General features: G+C 31.8%; 19 protein-coding genes. 11 read left to right on the forward strand and 8 right to left on the reverse strand.

Translation table 11 applies throughout. From position 1 onward, the window contains the following. Positions 1-4: 4 nt before the first annotated feature. Positions 5-892 carry a cation diffusion facilitator family transporter gene (locus CLMAG_RS02615; RefSeq protein WP_066617537.1) on the reverse strand — a complete coding sequence of 296 codons (888 nt, stop codon included), beginning with the start codon at positions 890-892 and terminating at the stop codon, positions 5-7. Between the two features lie 353 nt (positions 893-1,245). Between CLMAG_RS02615 and nifJ the strand changes: the two genes are divergently transcribed. Beyond that, positions 1,246-4,773: a pyruvate:ferredoxin (flavodoxin) oxidoreductase gene (gene nifJ / locus CLMAG_RS02620; protein WP_066617544.1), complete on the forward strand. Its 3,528-nt coding sequence runs from the start codon at positions 1,246-1,248 to the stop codon at positions 4,771-4,773. Positions 4,774-4,923: 150 nt separating this feature from the next. Here nifJ and CLMAG_RS02625 read toward each other — a convergent pair whose 3' ends face one another. After that, positions 4,924-5,091, reverse strand: coding sequence for a CDIF630_02480 family spore surface protein (locus CLMAG_RS02625; protein WP_066617547.1), 168 nt, complete (start codon positions 5,089-5,091; stop codon positions 4,924-4,926). Positions 5,092-5,334: 243 nt separating this feature from the next. Here CLMAG_RS02625 and CLMAG_RS02630 point away from each other — a divergent pair, with 243 nt between their 5' ends. Both CLMAG_RS02630 and CLMAG_RS02635 read left to right on the forward strand, forming a co-directional pair. Then, positions 5,335-5,814: a DUF3189 family protein gene (locus tag CLMAG_RS02630; RefSeq protein ID WP_066617550.1), complete on the forward strand. Its 480-nt coding sequence runs from the start codon at positions 5,335-5,337 to the stop codon at positions 5,812-5,814. A 247-nt stretch (positions 5,815-6,061) separates the two neighbouring features. Beyond that, positions 6,062-6,415: a cupin domain-containing protein gene (locus CLMAG_RS02635; protein ID WP_066617552.1), complete on the forward strand. Its 354-nt coding sequence runs from the start codon at positions 6,062-6,064 to the stop codon at positions 6,413-6,415. Positions 6,416-6,543: 128 nt separating this feature from the next. On the opposite strand, the gene CLMAG_RS02640 is transcribed toward CLMAG_RS02635, so the two are convergent. After that, positions 6,544-7,188 (reverse strand): undecaprenyl diphosphate synthase family protein, encoded by a 645-nt coding sequence (locus CLMAG_RS02640; protein WP_066617554.1) that lies wholly within the window; start codon positions 7,186-7,188, stop codon positions 6,544-6,546. A 132-nt stretch (positions 7,189-7,320) separates the two neighbouring features. Here CLMAG_RS02640 and rd point away from each other — a divergent pair, with 132 nt between their 5' ends. Together rd and CLMAG_RS02650 are read left to right on the forward strand one after the other, a co-directional pair. Then, a complete protein-coding gene (gene rd / locus CLMAG_RS02645; RefSeq protein ID WP_066617556.1) occupies positions 7,321-7,482 on the forward strand; it encodes a rubredoxin in 162 nt (53 codons plus the stop codon). Positions 7,483-7,781: 299 nt separating this feature from the next. Then, positions 7,782-8,333, forward strand: coding sequence for a hemerythrin domain-containing protein (locus CLMAG_RS02650; protein WP_066617564.1), 552 nt, complete (start codon positions 7,782-7,784; stop codon positions 8,331-8,333). Positions 8,334-8,395: 62 nt separating this feature from the next. On the opposite strand, the gene CLMAG_RS02655 is transcribed toward CLMAG_RS02650, so the two are convergent. Next, entirely contained in the window at positions 8,396-9,040 is a 645-nt protein-coding gene (locus CLMAG_RS02655; protein WP_066617567.1) for a hypothetical protein, read from the reverse strand. Positions 9,041-9,312: 272 nt separating this feature from the next. On the opposite strand from CLMAG_RS02655, the gene CLMAG_RS02660 reads away from it, so the two are divergent. Beyond that, the gene (locus CLMAG_RS02660) at positions 9,313-9,864 is read left to right on the forward strand and encodes a nitroreductase family protein (protein WP_066617571.1); all 552 of its coding nucleotides are present in this window, start codon (positions 9,313-9,315) and stop codon (positions 9,862-9,864) included. A 111-nt stretch (positions 9,865-9,975) separates the two neighbouring features. On the opposite strand, the gene CLMAG_RS02665 is transcribed toward CLMAG_RS02660, so the two are convergent. After that, positions 9,976-10,824 carry a YitT family protein gene (locus CLMAG_RS02665; protein WP_066617573.1) on the reverse strand — a complete coding sequence of 283 codons (849 nt, stop codon included), beginning with the start codon at positions 10,822-10,824 and terminating at the stop codon, positions 9,976-9,978. A gap of 460 nt (positions 10,825-11,284) precedes the next feature. Between CLMAG_RS02665 and CLMAG_RS02670 the strand changes: the two genes are divergently transcribed. From CLMAG_RS02670 to CLMAG_RS34135, 5 genes are all read left to right on the forward strand, one after another. Next, positions 11,285-11,983, forward strand: coding sequence for a TetR/AcrR family transcriptional regulator (locus CLMAG_RS02670; RefSeq protein ID WP_066617575.1), 699 nt, complete (start codon positions 11,285-11,287; stop codon positions 11,981-11,983). 85 nt (positions 11,984-12,068) lie between these two features. Further along, the gene (locus tag CLMAG_RS02675) at positions 12,069-13,184 is read left to right on the forward strand and encodes an HlyD family secretion protein (protein WP_242954993.1); all 1,116 of its coding nucleotides are present in this window, start codon (positions 12,069-12,071) and stop codon (positions 13,182-13,184) included. Between the two features lie 13 nt (positions 13,185-13,197). After that, on the forward strand, positions 13,198-13,974 hold the full coding sequence (locus CLMAG_RS02680) for an ABC transporter ATP-binding protein (protein ID WP_066617579.1): 777 nt from the start codon (positions 13,198-13,200) through the stop codon (positions 13,972-13,974). Between the two features lie 14 nt (positions 13,975-13,988). After that, positions 13,989-14,552 (forward strand): ABC transporter permease, encoded by a 564-nt coding sequence (locus CLMAG_RS34130; RefSeq protein ID WP_278329748.1) that lies wholly within the window; start codon positions 13,989-13,991, stop codon positions 14,550-14,552. Further along, positions 14,519-15,121: an ABC transporter permease gene (locus CLMAG_RS34135; RefSeq protein WP_278329749.1), complete on the forward strand. Its 603-nt coding sequence runs from the start codon at positions 14,519-14,521 to the stop codon at positions 15,119-15,121. Before CLMAG_RS34130 ends, CLMAG_RS34135 begins: the two co-directional genes overlap by 34 nt. Positions 15,122-15,196: 75 nt before the next feature. Here the strand turns inward: CLMAG_RS34135 and greA are convergent, their stop codons facing one another. The 3 genes from greA to CLMAG_RS02700 all read right to left on the reverse strand — a co-directional run bounded on the left by greA (position 15,197) and on the right by CLMAG_RS02700 (position 18,218). Beyond that, positions 15,197-15,664: a transcription elongation factor GreA gene (greA, locus tag CLMAG_RS02690; RefSeq protein WP_066617582.1), complete on the reverse strand. Its 468-nt coding sequence runs from the start codon at positions 15,662-15,664 to the stop codon at positions 15,197-15,199. Between the two features lie 280 nt (positions 15,665-15,944). After that, positions 15,945-16,538, reverse strand: a complete 594-nt coding sequence (locus tag CLMAG_RS02695) for a flavin reductase family protein (protein WP_066617584.1) — start codon at positions 16,536-16,538, stop codon at positions 15,945-15,947. 114 nt (positions 16,539-16,652) lie between these two features. Next, entirely contained in the window at positions 16,653-18,218 is a 1,566-nt protein-coding gene (locus CLMAG_RS02700; RefSeq protein WP_066617591.1) for a DEAD/DEAH box helicase, read from the reverse strand. Between the last annotated feature and the right edge of the window lie 215 nt (positions 18,219-18,433).

Genomic DNA, 18,433 nt, shown 5'->3' on the forward strand with positions numbered 1-18,433 from the left:
ATAATCAACATTTATGATTGCAGCAAGTGCACTGATGAGTACAGGATTCCAGATGTATCATAACATCAGTATTTTTTAATAAACTTTCAAGTTCATCCTCTATAATATCACATATGTCATGTGCACTCTTTATAGACATATCTTCAGGAAAAACGAGGTGCAAGTCGATATACTTAGTAGATCCGGATTTTCTTGTCTTTAAATCATGGAAATCGCAGTATACAGAGCTATGCTTAGATATAGCATTAGTTATTATACTAATTTCTTCTTCTGATAGACTAACATCCAGCAGAGGATTAAAAGCAGTTTTAAGAAGATAATATGCTTCCTTCAAAATAAATATTGCAACTAGGATAGCAACTATAGGATCTAAAAAGTTTAACTTTGTAATCCAAATCAATAACAATCCAAATCCAACACCAAGAGATGTATATACGTCTGCTTTCAAGTGGAGTGCATCTGCCTCTAAAGCTATTGAATCCTCTTCTTTAGCCACTTTATATAATTTTTTAGATACGATAAAGTTAATTCCAGCAGAAACAAACATGACAATAAAACCTATACCTAAAGACTCTATATGCTCTGGATTAATTATCTTTTTTAATGCTTCAACTATTATCCAAACTGAGGCTGAAAAAATTAGAAGTGCTTCTATAACTCCGGAAATATTCTCAATTTTACCATGTCCATAAGGGTGATGTGCATCAGCAGGTTTGTCTGATATTCTAACGGAAAAAAAGGCTATTATGGCAGCCACTAAGTCCATGGTTGAATGGATGGCCTCAGAAATTATACTTACCGAACCTGTAAAAATGCCTACAATAAGTTTAATGATTATAAGAATTGTATTAGAAAGCACTGAAAGTCTTGCTATTTTAATTTTAGCATTCATTATAAAATTACCCCCATGTATTCTTTTTGTACGTAATAATTATCAATTATTACGCCTATAAAGATCTGATTCATTATCACTTGATAATGAAATATAAATAATATAATAAGGCACAATTGGTAAAAAGTCAATGGTTTTTGAGGTGAAATAAATTATCAATTGATAAAGTATATTAGCTACAATATTAGTATATGACCAATATATGCTGAATGTTAATGTTTGATCATCTAATTATATTATAAAAAATAGCAAAATTTTTAAATTTTATGTATGAGAATCCTTCTAAATCAAATAATAAGTTGGAGAAAAAAATATAAATACTAAATTTATTAAGTGTCAGGAGGATTAGTCTTATGGCTAAAAGTATGAAAACTATGGATGGAAATGAGGCTGCAACTTATGCATCTTATGCTTTTACAGACGTTGCGGCTATATTTCCAATTACCCCATCAACGCCTATGGCAGAACTTGCTGATGAATGGGCTGCCCATGGCAAGAAGAACTTATTTGGTCAAACGGTTAGGGTCTCAGAACTGCAGTCGGAAGCAGGGGCTGCTGGAGCAGTTCATGGTTCACTTGCCGCAGGAGCATTAACCACTACTTATACAGCTTCACAAGGCTTATTGTTAATGATTCCTAACATGTATAAAATGGCTGGAGAGCAATTGCCTTGTGTTTTCCATGTAAGTGCTCGTGCTATTGCTACACATGCTTTGTCTATATTTGGTGACCATCAAGATGTAATGGCTACAAGGCAAACAGGATTTGCTCTTTTAGCTTCGACTAGTGTTCAAGAAGTAATGGATCTTGGCTCAGTAGCTCACCTATGCGCTATTAAATCAAAGGTTCCATTTCTACATTTTTTTGATGGATTTAGAACCTCACATGAATATCAAAAGATAGAAACCATAGATTATGAGGATTTAGGAAAATTAGTAGATTATAATGCTATAAAAGAGTTTAGAGATAGGTCGCTAAATCCAGAGCATCCTTCCGTAATAGGAACTGCTCAAAATCCAGATATATACTTCCAAGGAAGAGAGGCTGCAAATAGATTTTATGATTCTGTTCCTGATATAGTGGAAAATTATATGAGAGAAATTGAAAAGATAACAGGAAGAGTATATCATCCATTTGATTATTATGGAGCACAAGATGCAGAGTATATAATCGTTGCAATGGGTTCAATTTGTGATACAATAGATGAAACAATTGATTACCTTATGAAAAAAGGAGAGAAAGTTGGACGTATAAAGGTTCATCTATACAGACCGTTCTCAACAAAATATTTCTTTAACGTATTACCTAATTCCGTAAAAAGAATAGCAGTTTTAGATAGAACAAAAGAGCCAGGTTCATTAGCTGAACCATTGTATCTTGATGTTACTAAGTTATTCTATGAAAATGAAAAGAAGCCTGTAATAGTAGGAGGAAGATATGGATTAGGATCCAAAGATACAAGACCTTCGCAAATATTATCAGTATTTGAAAACTTAAAACAGGATGATCCTAAGAATGGATTTACAATTGGTATAGTAGATGATATAACTAACACTTCATTACCAGAAGGGGATATTATAAATACCACACCAGAAGGAACAATAAGTTGTAAGTTCTGGGGATTAGGTTCTGATGGTACAGTAGGGGCTAATAAGTCTGCTATTAAAATAATAGGAGACAACACAGATCTTTATGCACAAGCATATTTTTCTTATGATAGTAAGAAATCTGGAGGAAGTACTGTTTCTCATTTAAGATTTGGCAAGCAGCCTATAAAATCTCCTTATTTAGTATTTAATGCTGATTACATCGCATGCCATAACAAATCTTACGTATTCCAATATGATTTAGTAAGAGGTCTTAAAAAGAATGGTAACTTTGTATTGAATTGTCCATGGACTGGATCAGAGTTAGAAGAAAAACTTCCAGGAAATCTTAAGAGATATATTGCTGAACATAATATTAATTTCTATACCATAGATGCCGTTGCAATAGCCAGTGAAATTGGTCTAGGTGGAAGAATCAATATGATTATGCAAGCAGCGTTCTTTAAGCTAGCAAATGTAATTCCAATTGAAGATGCTATTAAATACCTAAAAGAATCTATTGAAAAGGCTTATGGTAAAAAGGGTCAAAAAATTGTAGATATGAACAAAGCTGCAGTAGATAGAGGTATAGAAGCACTAGTAAAAGTAAGTGTACCAGATTCATGGAAAAATGCAAAGGATGAAGAAAAGAGTAGTACAATAAGTAATGAATTTGTTAAGAATATACAGATGCCTATGGCGAGACATGAAGGTGATGAACTTCCTGTAAGTGCATTTAAGGGTATGGAAGACGGAAGATATCCAATGGGCACTACTGCATATGAAAAGAGAGGTATTGCAGTGATGTTACCTCAGTGGCAGATAGATAAATGTATCCAATGCAATCAATGTGCATATGTATGTCCACATGCCACTATAAGGGCTTACTTAGTAGACGAAGAAGAAATGAAGAATGCACCAGCTGGATTTGAAACAAAGAAAGCTGTTGGAAAAGGGCTAGAAGGTTTAGGATTCCGAATCCAAGTTGCTCCATTAGATTGTACTGGATGCGGAAATTGTGCAGATGTATGCCCTGCTCCAGGAAAAGCTATTGTTATGCAAACTGCAGAACAGGAGATTGAGGCACAATCTGAAAATTGGGAGTACGTAACAAATAAGGTTACAAACAAAGATCATCTAATGGATAAGAAAACTTTAAAGGGAAGTCAATTTGCAAGACCTTTATTAGAATTTAATGGAGCATGCCCAGGATGCGGAGAAACTCCATATATAAGGCTTATTACTCAATTATTTGGAGATAGAATGATGATAGCTAATGCTACAGGTTGTTCTTCAATTTGGGGTGCAAGTTCACCATCCATAGCCTATACTGTAAACGCTGAAGGGAAGGGTCCAGCATGGGGTAACTCATTATTTGAGGATAATGCAGAATTTGGATATGGAATGTTCCTAGCTGTAGGTCAGATGAGAAATAGAATAGCAGATTTAATGAAGCAGTATATGGCTGGCCAGACAGATGATAAAGTTAGAGAAGCTTTTGATGAATGGCTTAAGTCTAAAGAAGAAGGGGAGGAGTCTGCATCAGCATCAGCTAAAGTTTTAGAGGCACTAAAAGCTCAGGATTATAATTCTAACCCAATATTGAAAGAAATAATGGAGAAAAAGGATTATTTAATTAAGAAATCACACTGGCTTATTGGTGGAGATGGTTGGGCTTATGATATAGGATATGGTGGATTAGATCATGTTCTTGCAACGGGAGAAGATGTAAATATATTTGTAATGGATACAGAAATATATTCAAATACAGGAGGACAGTCTTCTAAAGCGACTCCAACATCTGCTGTTGCAAAATTCGCAGCAGCTGGTAAAAAGGTAAGAAAGAAAGATTTAGGGTTAATGGCTATGAGTTATGGATATGTATATGTTGCTCAGATTGCGATGGGAGCAAATATGAATCATACAATAAAGGCGATAGTTGAGGCTGAAAAATACAAAGGACCATCTTTAATAATAGCATATGCTCCATGTATAAGCCATGGTATAAAATCCGGTATGGGAACTAGCCAAAAAGAAGAAAAGAAAGCAGTAGAATCAGGATATTGGCACTTATACAGATACAATCCAACATTAAGTGAGCAGGGTAAAAACCCATTTGTAATGGATTCTAAAGAACCGACACAATCATTTAGAGAATTTATAAATGGTGAAATTAGGTATACTTCACTAGCAACAGTATTTCCTGATATTGCTGAAGAATTATTTACAACTGCAGAAAAACATGCAAAAGAAAAATATCAAACTTATAGACGACATGCTGATATGCAGTATTAATTATTGAATTTTAAGATAAGTCTATATTAAATCCATATCTAATAAATTTAATAAGCATCATGTGTAGGGTTATCTCTTATGGTGCTTATTTATGCAATAAAAGAGTCCTCTACAAGAAGAGGACTCTTTTATTATAGTACATCAAATCTATTATTTTTCATTACTATCAACATAATCTTTTGCATTTCGAGTTTCATTTTCACTAGGTATACTTACATTGGAAACAGGTTTTGTTTCTTCAATATTAGCCCATGAAGCAGTCTCATGTTTTTCAATAGGTGTTTCAAAAGAACAGCTTTTAATAGTCTTTTTACTCATTTCTATCCATCCCTTCATATTAATATTTTATGACTCTTTCATATATTAGTATTTTCAAAGTTTATAAAAGCTATAAGTAGAATTATTAATAAAATAAGTAGGTATGTGGAAATAACATAAGAATATATAAGTTAACTCTGTAGAATAATAAGTTATAAATATTAATTTTTTGAAGTAAATCTTGTGATTAAGTTTAATTGAATGAAAAAATATTAAATTTGAGTTAAGAGGTGTTAATTGTCAATGATAATTATTTATCACGATGTAGGAGGAACACATTCTACAGCAGTTGCAGCCAATATTCATATAAACAATCTACCAATAGATAAAGTTCCAGATAAAAATGAAATACTATCTCTCCCGACTTTTGACAAAATACAGAAAAGTCAGCTTGGACACTTATTATACATAGGGGAAGATGAATTTGGGTTTAAGGTATATACACTTGGTCGTAAATATAAGCCTAATTTTGTAATCCCAGCAATGGTAGATTCCTTTAATATTGCTGGAATAAAAGCAGAGGAGCTTTATATAGTTGACACTCATCCTGCGGTAAACATATGGATGAAAATAGGGGGATTTTCATCTCGACGATTAAATCTTGTTACCTTTGGAAGACCTATAGTGACTTATGGAACTTTAAAAACCTATAAAAATATTGCAGCTATAGTAAGAGGTGTTAAAGAAACAATAAAAAAGGGGAGGGTCACTAAGAAAAATTAGAGATAGCTATTAATGTATATTACAACTTTTTAATGAGAAACTATTATAGGAATGTTAAAGTTTGATATTATATTAGTTCTTTAGGAAGCTTATGAAGTGTAAACTTGAATCAGATGGGGGTTCAAACCCCACCTGACTATTAGTTGAACGAATCCAGGGGCGTAGCCGCTCTTTACTCCCACTTTGTAGAAGATGGGAGTATTAGAGCGGGTAGTCGTCGGATAAATTTTGATAGGAGTGAAATTTTATGAGGATCGAAAAAATAGCAGACAAAATGGTTTACTTGGATAATACATTTACCAAGAGAGTTTTATTCAATGAGGAAAAGGTTCTAGCTTTTGTTTTGAATCTCAAAAGTGGTCAAGAATTGCCACCACATCAGCATGAAGAAAGTGACTTAGTTCTTCATGTAATTGCAGGTAAAGGTGAATTGACAATAGATGGAAAAGTGAATAGTATTGAAGTAGGAGATGCTATTCATTGTGCAGGGGAGGAGATGTTTAGTTTAAAGAATAATGGTAATGAAAATATGTCTTGTTTTGTAGTTATAGCACCAAGACCATCACCTAAAGCCTATGCTGATGAATTTGGAGATAAATAAGTAAATTTTAGAAGCTCTATTTATCTTATGACTAACAATCAGATAAATAGAGCTACACTAAATTATCGCACATCTAAAAGATTAATTTAATCTTGTTTAAAATTTAAGTTTCCACTTCATATAATTAACTAACCTCCTAGTGTTATATCCTGCTCATCATACCATTGTAGTGCTTTATACACGTGTGATGGCTTAAAATCAGGCCAATAATCATCTATAATATAAAAATCAGAGTATACAGATTGAACTGGCAAGAAGCCGCTAAGTCTTCGTCTACCACCCCATCTTATTATTAGATCTACCCTACTTATATCAGAGGATTTTAGTGAATTTACTATGTGCTTTCTGTTTGTAGTTTCTAAATCAAGAACGTCACTTAAATCCCATTCCCAACCATAGTTAACTAAAAAGTTAATCTTCATAGTGCCTTTACCAAAAGTTTTTCTTTCGGTAAAGGGCAATAATTCCTTTGGAAACATAGGAGACTTAGTATTACCAACAACTAAAAGAGAAGCATCTTCTTTTGAAAGCATTTTAACAGCATCTATACAGGCTAGAGTAAAGGCTTTAGTCTGTACTGCTGGACGTTTAGTATTGTCAGTAGTAAATCCGTAGTAAGTTAGCTCATTAACACCCAGTTCCTTGCAAATTTTAAACAATTCCAATCCTGGCTTTAGTCCTGGTCCATACCCTTGCTCTTTACTTAAACCATTATTTACTGCCCAACGTCTATTTCCATCAGGTATAATCCCAATATGATTTGGAACTCTCATATGATAACCTCCTCAATATAAAACACTAATCTCATTATTACCATTAGTTGCTAATATTATTCCGATTAGGAAAAGTTTGCTAGATATAATTAGGGTGATTTATCCTAATAATAATTATAGGGAGGTGTTACAATGCAAAAATATGTATGTGTTGTATGTGGGTATATTTATGACCCTGAGACAGGAGACCCAGATAACGGAGTTAATCCAGGAACATCCTTTGAGGATATACCAGAGGATTGGGTATGCCCATTATGTGGAGTAGGAAAAGACCAATTTGAAGTAACAGATTAAACATATAATTTTTTTAGAAAAGATACCTCTACGTTTAGTAAGGTATCTTTTTTACATACAAATTTTTTTATTGCAGATAATAACTTAATGTAATAATTCAAGTTATTTAAAGAATAAAAGGTAAAACTATTGAAGCAAGATCTTAATTCAGATGGGGATTCTTTTACCCCATCTGAATTTTAGAGCTGCGAATGCATGGCTTACTTGGCGTTGAACTCCCACTTGAAGAAGTGGGAGAGTTACGCCAAGTTAGTCAGGTTAAATAGTGAAATATAAGTTAATTAAGGGAGGAATAAAAATTGGATGCTGTAGAGTTGATGAAGGAAGAGCATGAATATATAAAAAGAGGACTAAATGTTATTAGAAAAATGAGTATATCCATACTGGAATCAGGAGAGATTGACTATGAGGATTTCAAAAGTATAATTGAGTTTATAAGGAATTATGCAGACAAACACCATCATAATAAAGAGGAATCTATTCTTTTTAAAAAAATGGAAGAACAAATAGGAGGAATGGTGAAAGCACCGCTTTCAGGAATGTTTATAGAACATGACCTAGGTAGGCTCTTTATCAGCAATTTAGAATTAGCTTTACAAAGAGTTAAAAAAGGAGATAGGGATTCGAGGGTAGATGTTATAGCAAATGCTATAGGTTACACAGATTTACTCACTAGGCATATTGATAAAGAAGATAAAGCTATTTATTCTTTCGCAAAGAGAGCTTTAAGTGTAGAGTCATTAGAAGATGTAAATAATGCATGTAGGGCGGTAGAGGAATCTGCTGCAGAAACTAATATACAAGATACCTATATGAAAATCTTAAAAAGATTAGAAGAAAAGTGGCAGTAAGCTATAGGATAAACTTTAGAGAAAAAGGCACCGGATTATTATTTCATCTCCGGTGCTCAGTATTATTTTTTTAGAATTTCAAAAGTAGCCTCATTACGATTTGCATTGTAAACGAAGTTATTATTTACAGAGTCAACAAATGATTTTACCCAAGCATCTCTTAACTCATAGAATAGAGAGACATTTCCTTGAACTGAATCCCAATAGCCTCTGTGTAAACACATTTCATTTCTCCATTCTACTTTATCATCAGAGTTTTCAGTAATAACATTTACTCTATCACAAGGCATGCCTTCTAAAATATAATTATTTAATGCTTGATAAATTTCAGGGGCATTATTAACTTCATATTTTTGTTTTGCATCTTCTCCGCATTGGGTTCCTTGCTCGGAATAAAGCTTAATAGCAATATTTTTAACTTCGTCTCCATAAGTATTGTATAATTTTGTTATTAAAGCAGCCTGCCTTGTCTCAGCTATAGATATTTTATTTTGTAGCCATCCGTGAATGTTAGTAAGATCAATCAATTCCTCAATAGGTTTAGCTTCTAAAGGGTAGCCAAAATTATCCTTTATATCAGTGTATATTTTTTCAGTATTTTCTCCAAACTTCTCTGTATAGGACTTAACTAAATTTGACTCTAGTTCCTCATACAAACTTATTTTATTGAATAACCATGTGTGAATAGGGGCTAAAAATCTACTCATTTAAATTTCTCCTCTCATTAGTCAAATAAATCATATAGAGTAATGTAATATTACTTTATGTAATTATTAAGTTATTTTTAATAGTGAATTCTATATATTAGTTTATGAATTTTATTATATTATTAAACATACATTTTTTCAGTAACATAAGTTACGGACAATTAAGTTTGTTTTTATCAAAGTCAACTTATTTGTATTTGATATAAATAAAAAGTTAGGTTATACTGAAAAATGCATGGTAAATGCATGTATTTAAGGAGGATTGTTGGAAGATGAATGTAGTGATAGAAAATATAAAAAAGAGAAGAAGTATAAGAAAGTACTTGGCAGAGCAAATAAACGAAACTGAATTAAATGAAATAATAGAAGCAGGTATATATGCTCCAAGTGCTCATAATGAGCAGCCATGGCATTTTACAGTTATACAAAATAAGGAACTGATTGATTTTATAAGTGTTAAAACTAAGGAGGCAATGGCTAACTCAGAGGTTGAATGGATAGCTAAAATGGGTAAAAATGAAAAACTTCATATTTTTTATGATGCACCTACAGTTATTATTGTTTCTGGAAGAGATGAAGGATTTTCTCCAATTGTTGATTGCTCAGCGGCCACGGAAAACATGATGCTTGCAGCAGAAAGTTTAAATATAGGTTCTTGTTGGAATGGGCTTATAAAGTACTTTTTTCAGCAAGAAGATCAAATCAGTAAGTTAAATATACCAGAAGGATATACTCCTTTTTATGCTGTAACCTTTGGTTATAAGCAAGTTACACCAACTAGGGTACTAGAAAGAAAAAAGAATGTTGTAAGTTATATAAAATAAAGGAATAGAACTCACTAAAATGTACCCCATAGAGTAGACACTTAAAAAAGGTCTATACGATAGGGTACATTTTACACGGTTCTATTCTTCTATTTTATATTGCTATTAAAACTACGTAAGTTCTGCGAAACCTTCACCAAGAACTTCATTTACTTCATTTACTGTAATAAAGGCTCTAGTATCAATATCCTTTATATAATCTTTTAATTTTAAGAATTGCTTTCTATCTACTATGGTAGTTATTACTTCTCTTTCATTATCGTGGTAAGCTCCTTTAGCATAATAGATTGTTGCGCTTCTTTCTAATTTATCCACAATATAATTCTTTATTTCCTTACCTTCACTACTTATTATTGCAACTTGTTTATAGGTGTTAAGGCTTGCAATAACTTTATCTATAACAGTAGCAGTTATTATAACACCCAGTATCGCATACAATCCTTTATCTATTCCAAATACAGCTGTAGCAGCTATTGTAATAGTAATATCTGAAGCTAAAAGTGATTTACCAATACTAATTTTAAAATATTTATTTATTATTTTAGCAATGATATCAGTTCCGCCGGTAGAGGCATTTTGATTAAATACTATTCCCATACCTAATCCACAAATTAAGATACCAAATATAAGCTGTACCAAAACATCATTGCCTAGGGGCTTAATATTAGGAAAAATCTTTTCCAATAATAAAACCATACCGGATATTGAAAAACTACAGAATATAGTTCTTCCGCCGAAAATAGGTCCAATTACTATCATACCTATAACAAATAACATAAGTTCCATACCCATCATAAATACACCTATTGGGATATTTTGGAGTATGCTATTTATAATTATAGCAGCTCCGCTTATTCCTCCGGCAGCAATATGGTTTGGTGCAAGAAAAAAGTAAGTTCCAATTGCAACCAACAGACCACCAAAAAAAATTAAAAGAAAACTTCTTAAATTTTTTTTCAAAATAATTCCCCCCCTTTTTGTTCGATAAGAATCAGATGGGTTTTGAAACCCCATCCTGATTCAGGTTTCCACTTCATTTAGCTAAGAATTCGTCAAAAAAGAGCATATGAATCCAAGTAAATAAATACCTCAGATTGATATGCTCTCATTACACACATTAATAATAAATCTCTGTGTGAACGTCTTTTAATTAAATTAAGTATAACTTCAAAGATAATTACATTTTACCATATAGAATACAGTTATGTCAAATAGTTTCAAATATTAACTTGATAATAAAAAGGGCTAGTTTGACAGTTAGGTTTTGCATTAAATCAAATAGGGTACTATAGTTGCATTTGTGAGGTAAAAGTAATAATTGACAAAATTCGGATAACATTATAAAATCTAAAATGAGTACTCACTCATTTTGGGATTGTGGACTCGTAGAGTATTAAGATTAAAAATATAGGAGGTAATTATGAGTTCTAATATACCAGAAGATAAAGATTCATTAGAGAGGTTTTTATTTGATGAAAATTTTTCAGAAGAGGACATAACTAAAAGACAATGGCAAATAATAAATGCTGCAACAAAAATTTTTGCGGAAAAAGGCTTCGAGGGAGCTCGAACCAGTGAAATTGCAAAGGAAGCTGACGTAGCGGAGGGGACAATATTTAGGTACTATAAAACAAAAAAAGATATATTAATGGGACTTGTGCTTCCGTTAATTATAAAGTTTTTTAGACCGTTAATTTTAAAATCTGCAGAACAAATCGTACAAAATGAAGCAGATAAAGCTATTGAAGAAGTATTGCAAAGTTTATTTTTAGATAGATTAGATTTAATAGAAAATAACTTACCATTGGTGAAAACCGTTTTTATAGAGTCTTCATATCACCCAGAACTTCTAAATATAGTTCAAAATGAAATAGGAGCTAAAATTATTCCTTTCATAAGTGCATTTATCGAGGATAATATAAAAAATGATAACTTTAGGGAAATAGATCCTTTAGTAATAACTAGAACTCTAATGAGTTTACTAATGGGATATATAGTATTTACTAACATTTTTCCGGAGACTTTTAAAATAGAAAGCGATGAGGATGAAATTAAAAAAATTATAGATATATTCTTGCATGGAGCCGGAAACAAAAATAGCAGGATTGAAGAGGCTTAATCGTTAAATACCCTAATCACAAGATTTTTATTTGGTGATATAGAATCATTTTTAATATATGAGTTTAATTATGGGAGTGGTGAAGTTGGAAAAAAAGAATAAGGTAAAAGTTATAATGCTTCTATTAGTAATAGGAGTTATAACCTCAGCTTTCTTTTTGTTTAAATCTACAGAGTATAACAAATCAAATGAATTTATCTACTATGGAAATGTAGAAGCGGATAAAATAAATGTGTCTGCTGAGGTATCAGGAAAAGTTAGTGAATTGAAGGTTAAAGAAGGAAGCAAAGTTAAAACTGGGGAGTTGATTGCTACTATTGGGTCTAATGAAAGCTCCTTGAAGCTTCAAAATGCTGAAATTTCTATTAAAAATGCAGAAAATGAGCTGGGAAAAATACAAGATGGTAATAGAGCAGAAGAAATAAAGTCACAACAAGCTTTAGTAAGACAAGCTCAAGCTTTAGTGGAACAAGGAGAATCTGCACTAAAAGTAGCTCAAAATAATGTTTCTGCTGCAAAAACAAATTCTGATTATAAAAAGAAAAAATATGAAGATGCATCAACATTGTATAAAAATGGAGCTGAGGCGAAATCTACAGTAGATGCAGCAAAAAATGAGTTAGACAATGCACAGAGTACTTTAGATAATGCTATGGGTTCTTTAGATAGTACACAAGCACAGCTAAATAATTACAAGGCACAGCTTGATGCTTCTAGCGAAAAATTAAATTTATTAGTTAATGGTGCAACTGAAAGAGATAAAAACAGTGCCGAGTACAACTTAGATAAAGCAAAAAAAGATTATGAGTTATCCAAAATTGCACTGGATAAGAGTAAAATAGTAACGGCTAAAGATGGAGTTATAGAAACTGTAAACTTTAAAGAAGGGGAGTATGTTACTCCAGGAAGTCCTATAGCTACTTTGCTAGATAATCAAAATATGTGGGTAAAGGTTTATGTGCCGGAGAGTATATTGCCTTCTATTAAGTTGAATAAAGAAGTAATACTTAAAAGTGAATTTTTAAAAGATAAAACAATAAAGGGAAAAGTTATTTATATTTCCCCAGAGGCAGAATTTACTCCGATGAATATTGTTACTAAAAAGGATAGAATGAAGCTTGTGTATGAAGTTAAAATAAGAATTTTAGATAACTTGGAGTCTGTAAAGCCAGGTATGCTTATGGATGTAAATTTGAAGTGATGGAGGCTTTAAGATGGAATATGCCATTTCAATAAAAAATCTTACAAAACAGTTTGGTGACTTTACTGCAGTTAATGATTTATCTTTTGATATACCTAAAGGAAAAATCTTTGGTTTTTTAGGACCTAATGGCTCTGGAAAGTCAACAACCATAAGAATGATTTGTGGAGTACTAAGGCCTACCTCAGGAGAAGGAAAAGTACTAGGCTATGATCTTGTAAAGGAGTCCGAAAAGATCAAACAAAATATAGGATATATGTCACAAAAGTTTAGTTTGTATGAGGACTTAACTGTAGAAGAAAACTTGGAGTTTTATGGAAATATTTATATGTTACCTAAAGATAAGTTAGAGCAGAGAAAAAAAGAATTAATTAATATGGCAAATTTAAATGGAAAGGAAAAAAGCTTAGCAGGAACTTTATCCGGTGGTTGGAAACAAAGATTAGCCTTAGGATGTTCACTTATTCATAATCCTAGCCTGTTAGTGCTTGATGAGCCTACTGCAGGAGTTGATCCTGTATCTAGAAGAGAATTTTGGAATACCATTACTGGTTTAGTTAAGGATGGGATAACTGTCTTGGTAACTACTCACTACATGGATGAAGCATCTATTTGCGATATTATTGGTTTTATATATAATAGTAAGCTTATTACTATTGACACCCCTGAAGCTTTATATAAAGAGCACGGCACAGACAATATTGAGGATATATTTATAAATTATGTTAAAGAGCTTTCGAATAGAAATGTTATATCCTCTTTTAATGATTTAAAGATATCGAGAGAGTAAAGGGGGTGTTGAAAATGAGATGGAAAAGAATGCTTACAATTACAAAGAAAGAATTCATACACATAAAAAGGGATAAAGCCAGTTTAGCTATAGCTTTAATGATGCCTATCATGATGCTTTTACTTTTTGGCTTTGCAGTTAATACTGATGTAAATAATGTAAGCCTAGTAGTTTACGACGGAAGTAAGACTTCTGATAGCAGGGAATTGATAAGCAAGTTTACTAATTCTTATTATTTTAAGGTTTATGGGGCTGTGGATTCACCGGAGGATGTAGAAAAATATATAAGCATGGGAAGGGTAAAGGTAGGATTAGTTATACCACCTGATTACGCAAAAAACTTGAGAAGAAACAGCAGTGCTGAAGCTCAGATACTAGTAGATGGCTCGGATCCCACTATAGCAAGAACAGCTATGTCTTACTCTCTATTAATCGGCAATAACTATTCACTAAATTTACGAAAAATCCAAGTAGGTAAGTCTGGAGTGGAAAATAGTTCAAACATAGGTGTAAATTTAAAGCCCTCGTTTTATACAATCCAACTTTGGAGAGCAGTAAGTTTAACATACCGGGAGTAATTGGATTAATTCTTCAAAATATAACTGTTATTCTAACATCTTTCGCTATGGTGCGAGAAAGAGAAAAAGGCACAATAGAACAACTTATTATGACTCCGGTTACAGCATTTGAACTAATAGTTGGCAAGCTAATACCATATACTATTATAGGTTTTTTCGATATGGTTATTGCTCTAATCTTAGGTTATATAATATTTGGAGTATCTGTAAAGGGAAGTATAGTATTACTAATATTATTAGGAACTTTATTTTTAATATGTTCCTTAGCAATGGGAATGCTTATATCTACTGTTGCAAAAACTCAACTTCAGGCTATGCAGGCATCAATTGCATTATTATTGCCAAGTGTACTTCTTTCAGGATTTATCTTTCCTAGAGAGGCTATGCCTCAGCTAGTATACTATCTCAGTTGTGTTTTACCTATGACATATTTCCTTGAAATTTTAAGAGGAATTATTGTTAAAGGAGTAGGAATTTCACATCTAATTAGTCCTATTGTTTCTTTGTTGGCATTAATTTTAATAATCATAGCAGCTACTATGAAAAAATTTAGTAAGACACTTGATTAAACTTAAATAAAACTAACTTCAGCATTAATATGCTTAAGTTAGTTTTATTTAATCTGAAAATATTATTTAAGTATCTTAGTCTAAAAGTTTAATAATCTCTACCTCATAGTCTCCATCAGGTGATGAAACAGTCTTCTTTTCACCTATCTTTGATTTATATAATACTTCACCTAGGGGAGATTCTATACTAATCTTCATATTTTTAGCATCTGCCTCAACTGAACTTACTAAAGTAACTTCTTCTGTTTCGTCAAAATCATAAAACTTTACTAATGCAGTCTTATTAATACCAAATACATCTGCTTCATCAGAATCTTCTATTAGAACTGCATTTTTTAATTGTTCTTCAATTTCCATTATTCTTGTTTCATTTATGGATTGATCATCTTTAGCAGCATCGTAATCTGCATTTTCACTTAAATCTCCTTGTGAACGAGCATGCTTTAAAGCCTCTTTAATTTCTGCTCTTTTAACTGTTTTTAAGTAGTCTAATTCGCCTTCTAATTTTTTCTTTCCTGCTTCTGTCAGCATTACTTTTTTCATATAAAAGTCACCTACTATTCTAAAATTTGTATATATTTACTTTAATTTAAATCTATCTTCTTTACTACAATATTATAATATTACTAATACAATAATACAAGAAGATAAGCTTGAAATTAAGGTATTTCTTAAGTGCTAGTTGTTGATATTTTATATCTTGCGTATATCAATATGATTTCAATCAGTAATATAAAGATTAATGTTAATAATAGCTTTAAAAAGTTTGACATGCAATACCCCTCCTATTGATAATTCTATGTAAGAGGGACATGCTACAGCATTACTTTTTTTTGTTTCTAGTACCTTTTTTCTTTTTTTGAACAGAATATCCAAACTTTCCTATAGCTTTTGGTGTAACAGGAAAATATTCTCCATGAGAATAGCATATAAGATCAGCTTTTTCTAAATGGATTTTACCATTAGTATCGATTAAATTCTCTTCTACATGGATATTTAAAACTTCCGCTAAGAAAAGATCATGGCTTCCTAGTGGAGTTATGCTCCTAACTTTACACTCAAGTGTTACAGGGCACTGTTTTATGCCAGGTACATCTACATTTTCGCTGTCTTCTAATATAAAATTACATTCTTTTATTTTATCTATGTTTTTTCCAGAACGTACTCCACAAAAATCAACACTGCGGACTAAATCTTTTGAGGGTAAATTTACTACAAATTCAGAAGTTTCTTTTATGTATTCATAGGATAATCTTTCGGGGCGTATAGCTACAGTTATCATAGGTGGTTTTGTGCAGGCTGTACCAATCCATCCAACGGTAAATGCATTAACTTTTCCCTCTTTATTTTTAGAAGTTATAAGTACTGCAGGTACCGGATTTAGCATGGCACTTCCTTTAAAAGATACTTTAGTCATATGTTCTGATATCCTCCTTGTACTTTTACAACTACATAAGAAGCTCACAATATTTAATATTGTGAGCTTCTTATGTAACTAATTGTTTGAATTGAAAAGATTATTAAAGATTAATTATTTTTTGCTTTTAGCTATTTCTATATTTAGTCTTCTACCCTGTAGTCTTTTTCCTATACATTCCTTCATAATAGGATTTACAAGTCTTTCTGGTACATCGATAAAAGTAAATTTATCGAATATATCTATATCACCTATTTCTCCAGCATTTACATTAGCGGTTGTTGATATAAAAGTTACTAAAGATTTAGGAGTAATCCTATCAATTCTACCTACAGATAGGAATAATCTAACATTCTCATCTGATTTTATAGAATTCTCAGTATAATCAAAGCTGAGTTCTTTTTCAAATAGCATTTTCATAAGAGCAGCAGCTACATCTACTAGGTTATATTCTTCATCTAATTCAGTGGCAACTTGAATGAAATTCTTAAAGTTATCTTCCTCTAGAGTTTGTTTAATATCTTTAACTATATTTTTATATTTAGTTTCAAAAATTTCATCTATTGTAGGAACATCTTTTCTCTTTATTTTGCTCTTAGTAGACTTTTCTATTTGTTTTAAGAACATATACTCTCTAGGAGTAACAAGTGAATAAGCAGTACCTTCTTTGTTTGCTCTTCCTGTTCTCCCTATTCTATGAACATATGACTCTATGTCTTGAGGTAGTTCATAGTTTATTACGTGAGATACGTCATCAACATCAATACCTCTTGCTGCAACATCTGTAGCAACTAGGAAATCTAAAGTACCTTCCTTAAACTTTCTGAGAGTATTAAGTCTTTGATTTTGATTCATGTCTCCGTGCATACCTTCAACATTATAACCTCTAGCTTGCATAGACTCAACTAGTTCATCTACGCCTCTTTTAGTCTTGCAGAAAATTATAGAACTAGAAGGTTCATCTACATCTAGAATTCTGCATAAAGATTCAAATCTATCCTTAGCTTTTATTTCATAGTAGTGCTGTTTTATTCTTTCAACAGTCAATGCATTTTTAACTATTTTTATGTGCTTTGCATCTTTTTTCATATACTTGGAAGCTAATCTTTTTATTTGATCTGGCATAGTAGCAGAGAAAAGTAAAGTCTGTCTGCTAGTATTTGATGCTTTAATGATTTCTTCTATATCCTCGATAAATCCCATGTTAAGCATTTCATCTGCTTCATCAAGTATTAAGAATTTTATTTCACTTAAATCTATGGTATTTCTTTTTATGTGATCTAAGATTCTTCCAGGAGTACCAACAACAATATCTACACCTTTTCTTAAAGATTTAATTTGTCTATCTATTGGCTGGCCACCATAAACAGGAAGTAATTGAAGTCTTTTGAACTTTCCTACACGAGTTAATTCGTCATTTACCTGAATTGCAAGTTCACGAGTTGGAGCAAGTATTAAAGCTGATATTTTAGTGTTATTTTCTATCATGCTCATCATTGGAGCACCAAAAGCTAAAGTTTTACCAGTACCAGTTTGTGCCTGACCGATTATATCATGGCCTTCTAGGATTACAGGTATAGCTTCCGCTTGTATTTGTGAAGGTTCTTCGAACCCCATTGCATCTATAGACTGAAGTATTTTCTCATCAAGTTTTAAATTATTAAATTTTATATTTTCCATTAAAATTCCTCTTTCTTCTTTTAAATTCCTCTTTCTTCTTTATAATATAAAAACAAACTCTATCATAACATAGTATTTACACATTATCAATTTTTAATTTCAAAATTTGAAAATTTTTAAAATTACTTTCATATAATAGAGATATATTTAATATCAAACTTTTTTAGTCAAGGTATTCATATATATATTACCCAAGAAGCTTTTTATTTCTACTA

It is taken from the genome of Clostridium magnum DSM 2767 (genome assembly GCF_001623875.1).
Taxonomy (GTDB): domain Bacteria; phylum Bacillota; class Clostridia; order Clostridiales; family Clostridiaceae; genus Clostridium_AM; species Clostridium_AM magnum.

Coding starts and splice junctions, on each gene's coding strand:
- CLMAG_RS02615 (WP_066617537.1), bottom strand. CDS start 892: ATGAATGCTAAAATTAAAATAGCAAGACTTTCAGTGCTTTCTAATACA.
- CLMAG_RS02695 (WP_066617584.1), bottom strand. CDS start 16,538: ATGACTAAAGTATCTTTTAAAGGAAGTGCCATGCTAAATCCGGTACCT.
- rd (WP_066617556.1), top strand. CDS start 7,321: ATGCAAAAATATGTATGTGTTGTATGTGGGTATATTTATGACCCTGAG.
- CLMAG_RS34130 (WP_278329748.1), top strand. CDS start 13,989: ATGAGATGGAAAAGAATGCTTACAATTACAAAGAAAGAATTCATACAC.
- CLMAG_RS02655 (WP_066617567.1), bottom strand. CDS start 9,040: ATGAGTAGATTTTTAGCCCCTATTCACACATGGTTATTCAATAAAATA.
- CLMAG_RS02630 (WP_066617550.1), top strand. CDS start 5,335: ATGATAATTATTTATCACGATGTAGGAGGAACACATTCTACAGCAGTT.
- CLMAG_RS02670 (WP_066617575.1), top strand. CDS start 11,285: ATGAGTTCTAATATACCAGAAGATAAAGATTCATTAGAGAGGTTTTTA.
- nifJ (WP_066617544.1), top strand. CDS start 1,246: ATGGCTAAAAGTATGAAAACTATGGATGGAAATGAGGCTGCAACTTAT.
- CLMAG_RS02625 (WP_066617547.1), bottom strand. CDS start 5,091: ATGAGTAAAAAGACTATTAAAAGCTGTTCTTTTGAAACACCTATTGAA.
- greA (WP_066617582.1), bottom strand. CDS start 15,664: ATGAAAAAAGTAATGCTGACAGAAGCAGGAAAGAAAAAATTAGAAGGC.
- CLMAG_RS02680 (WP_066617579.1), top strand. CDS start 13,198: ATGGAATATGCCATTTCAATAAAAAATCTTACAAAACAGTTTGGTGAC.
- CLMAG_RS02635 (WP_066617552.1), top strand. CDS start 6,062: ATGAGGATCGAAAAAATAGCAGACAAAATGGTTTACTTGGATAATACA.
- CLMAG_RS02660 (WP_066617571.1), top strand. CDS start 9,313: ATGAATGTAGTGATAGAAAATATAAAAAAGAGAAGAAGTATAAGAAAG.
- CLMAG_RS02700 (WP_066617591.1), bottom strand. CDS start 18,218: ATGGAAAATATAAAATTTAATAATTTAAAACTTGATGAGAAAATACTT.
- CLMAG_RS02640 (WP_066617554.1), bottom strand. CDS start 7,188: ATGAGAGTTCCAAATCATATTGGGATTATACCTGATGGAAATAGACGT.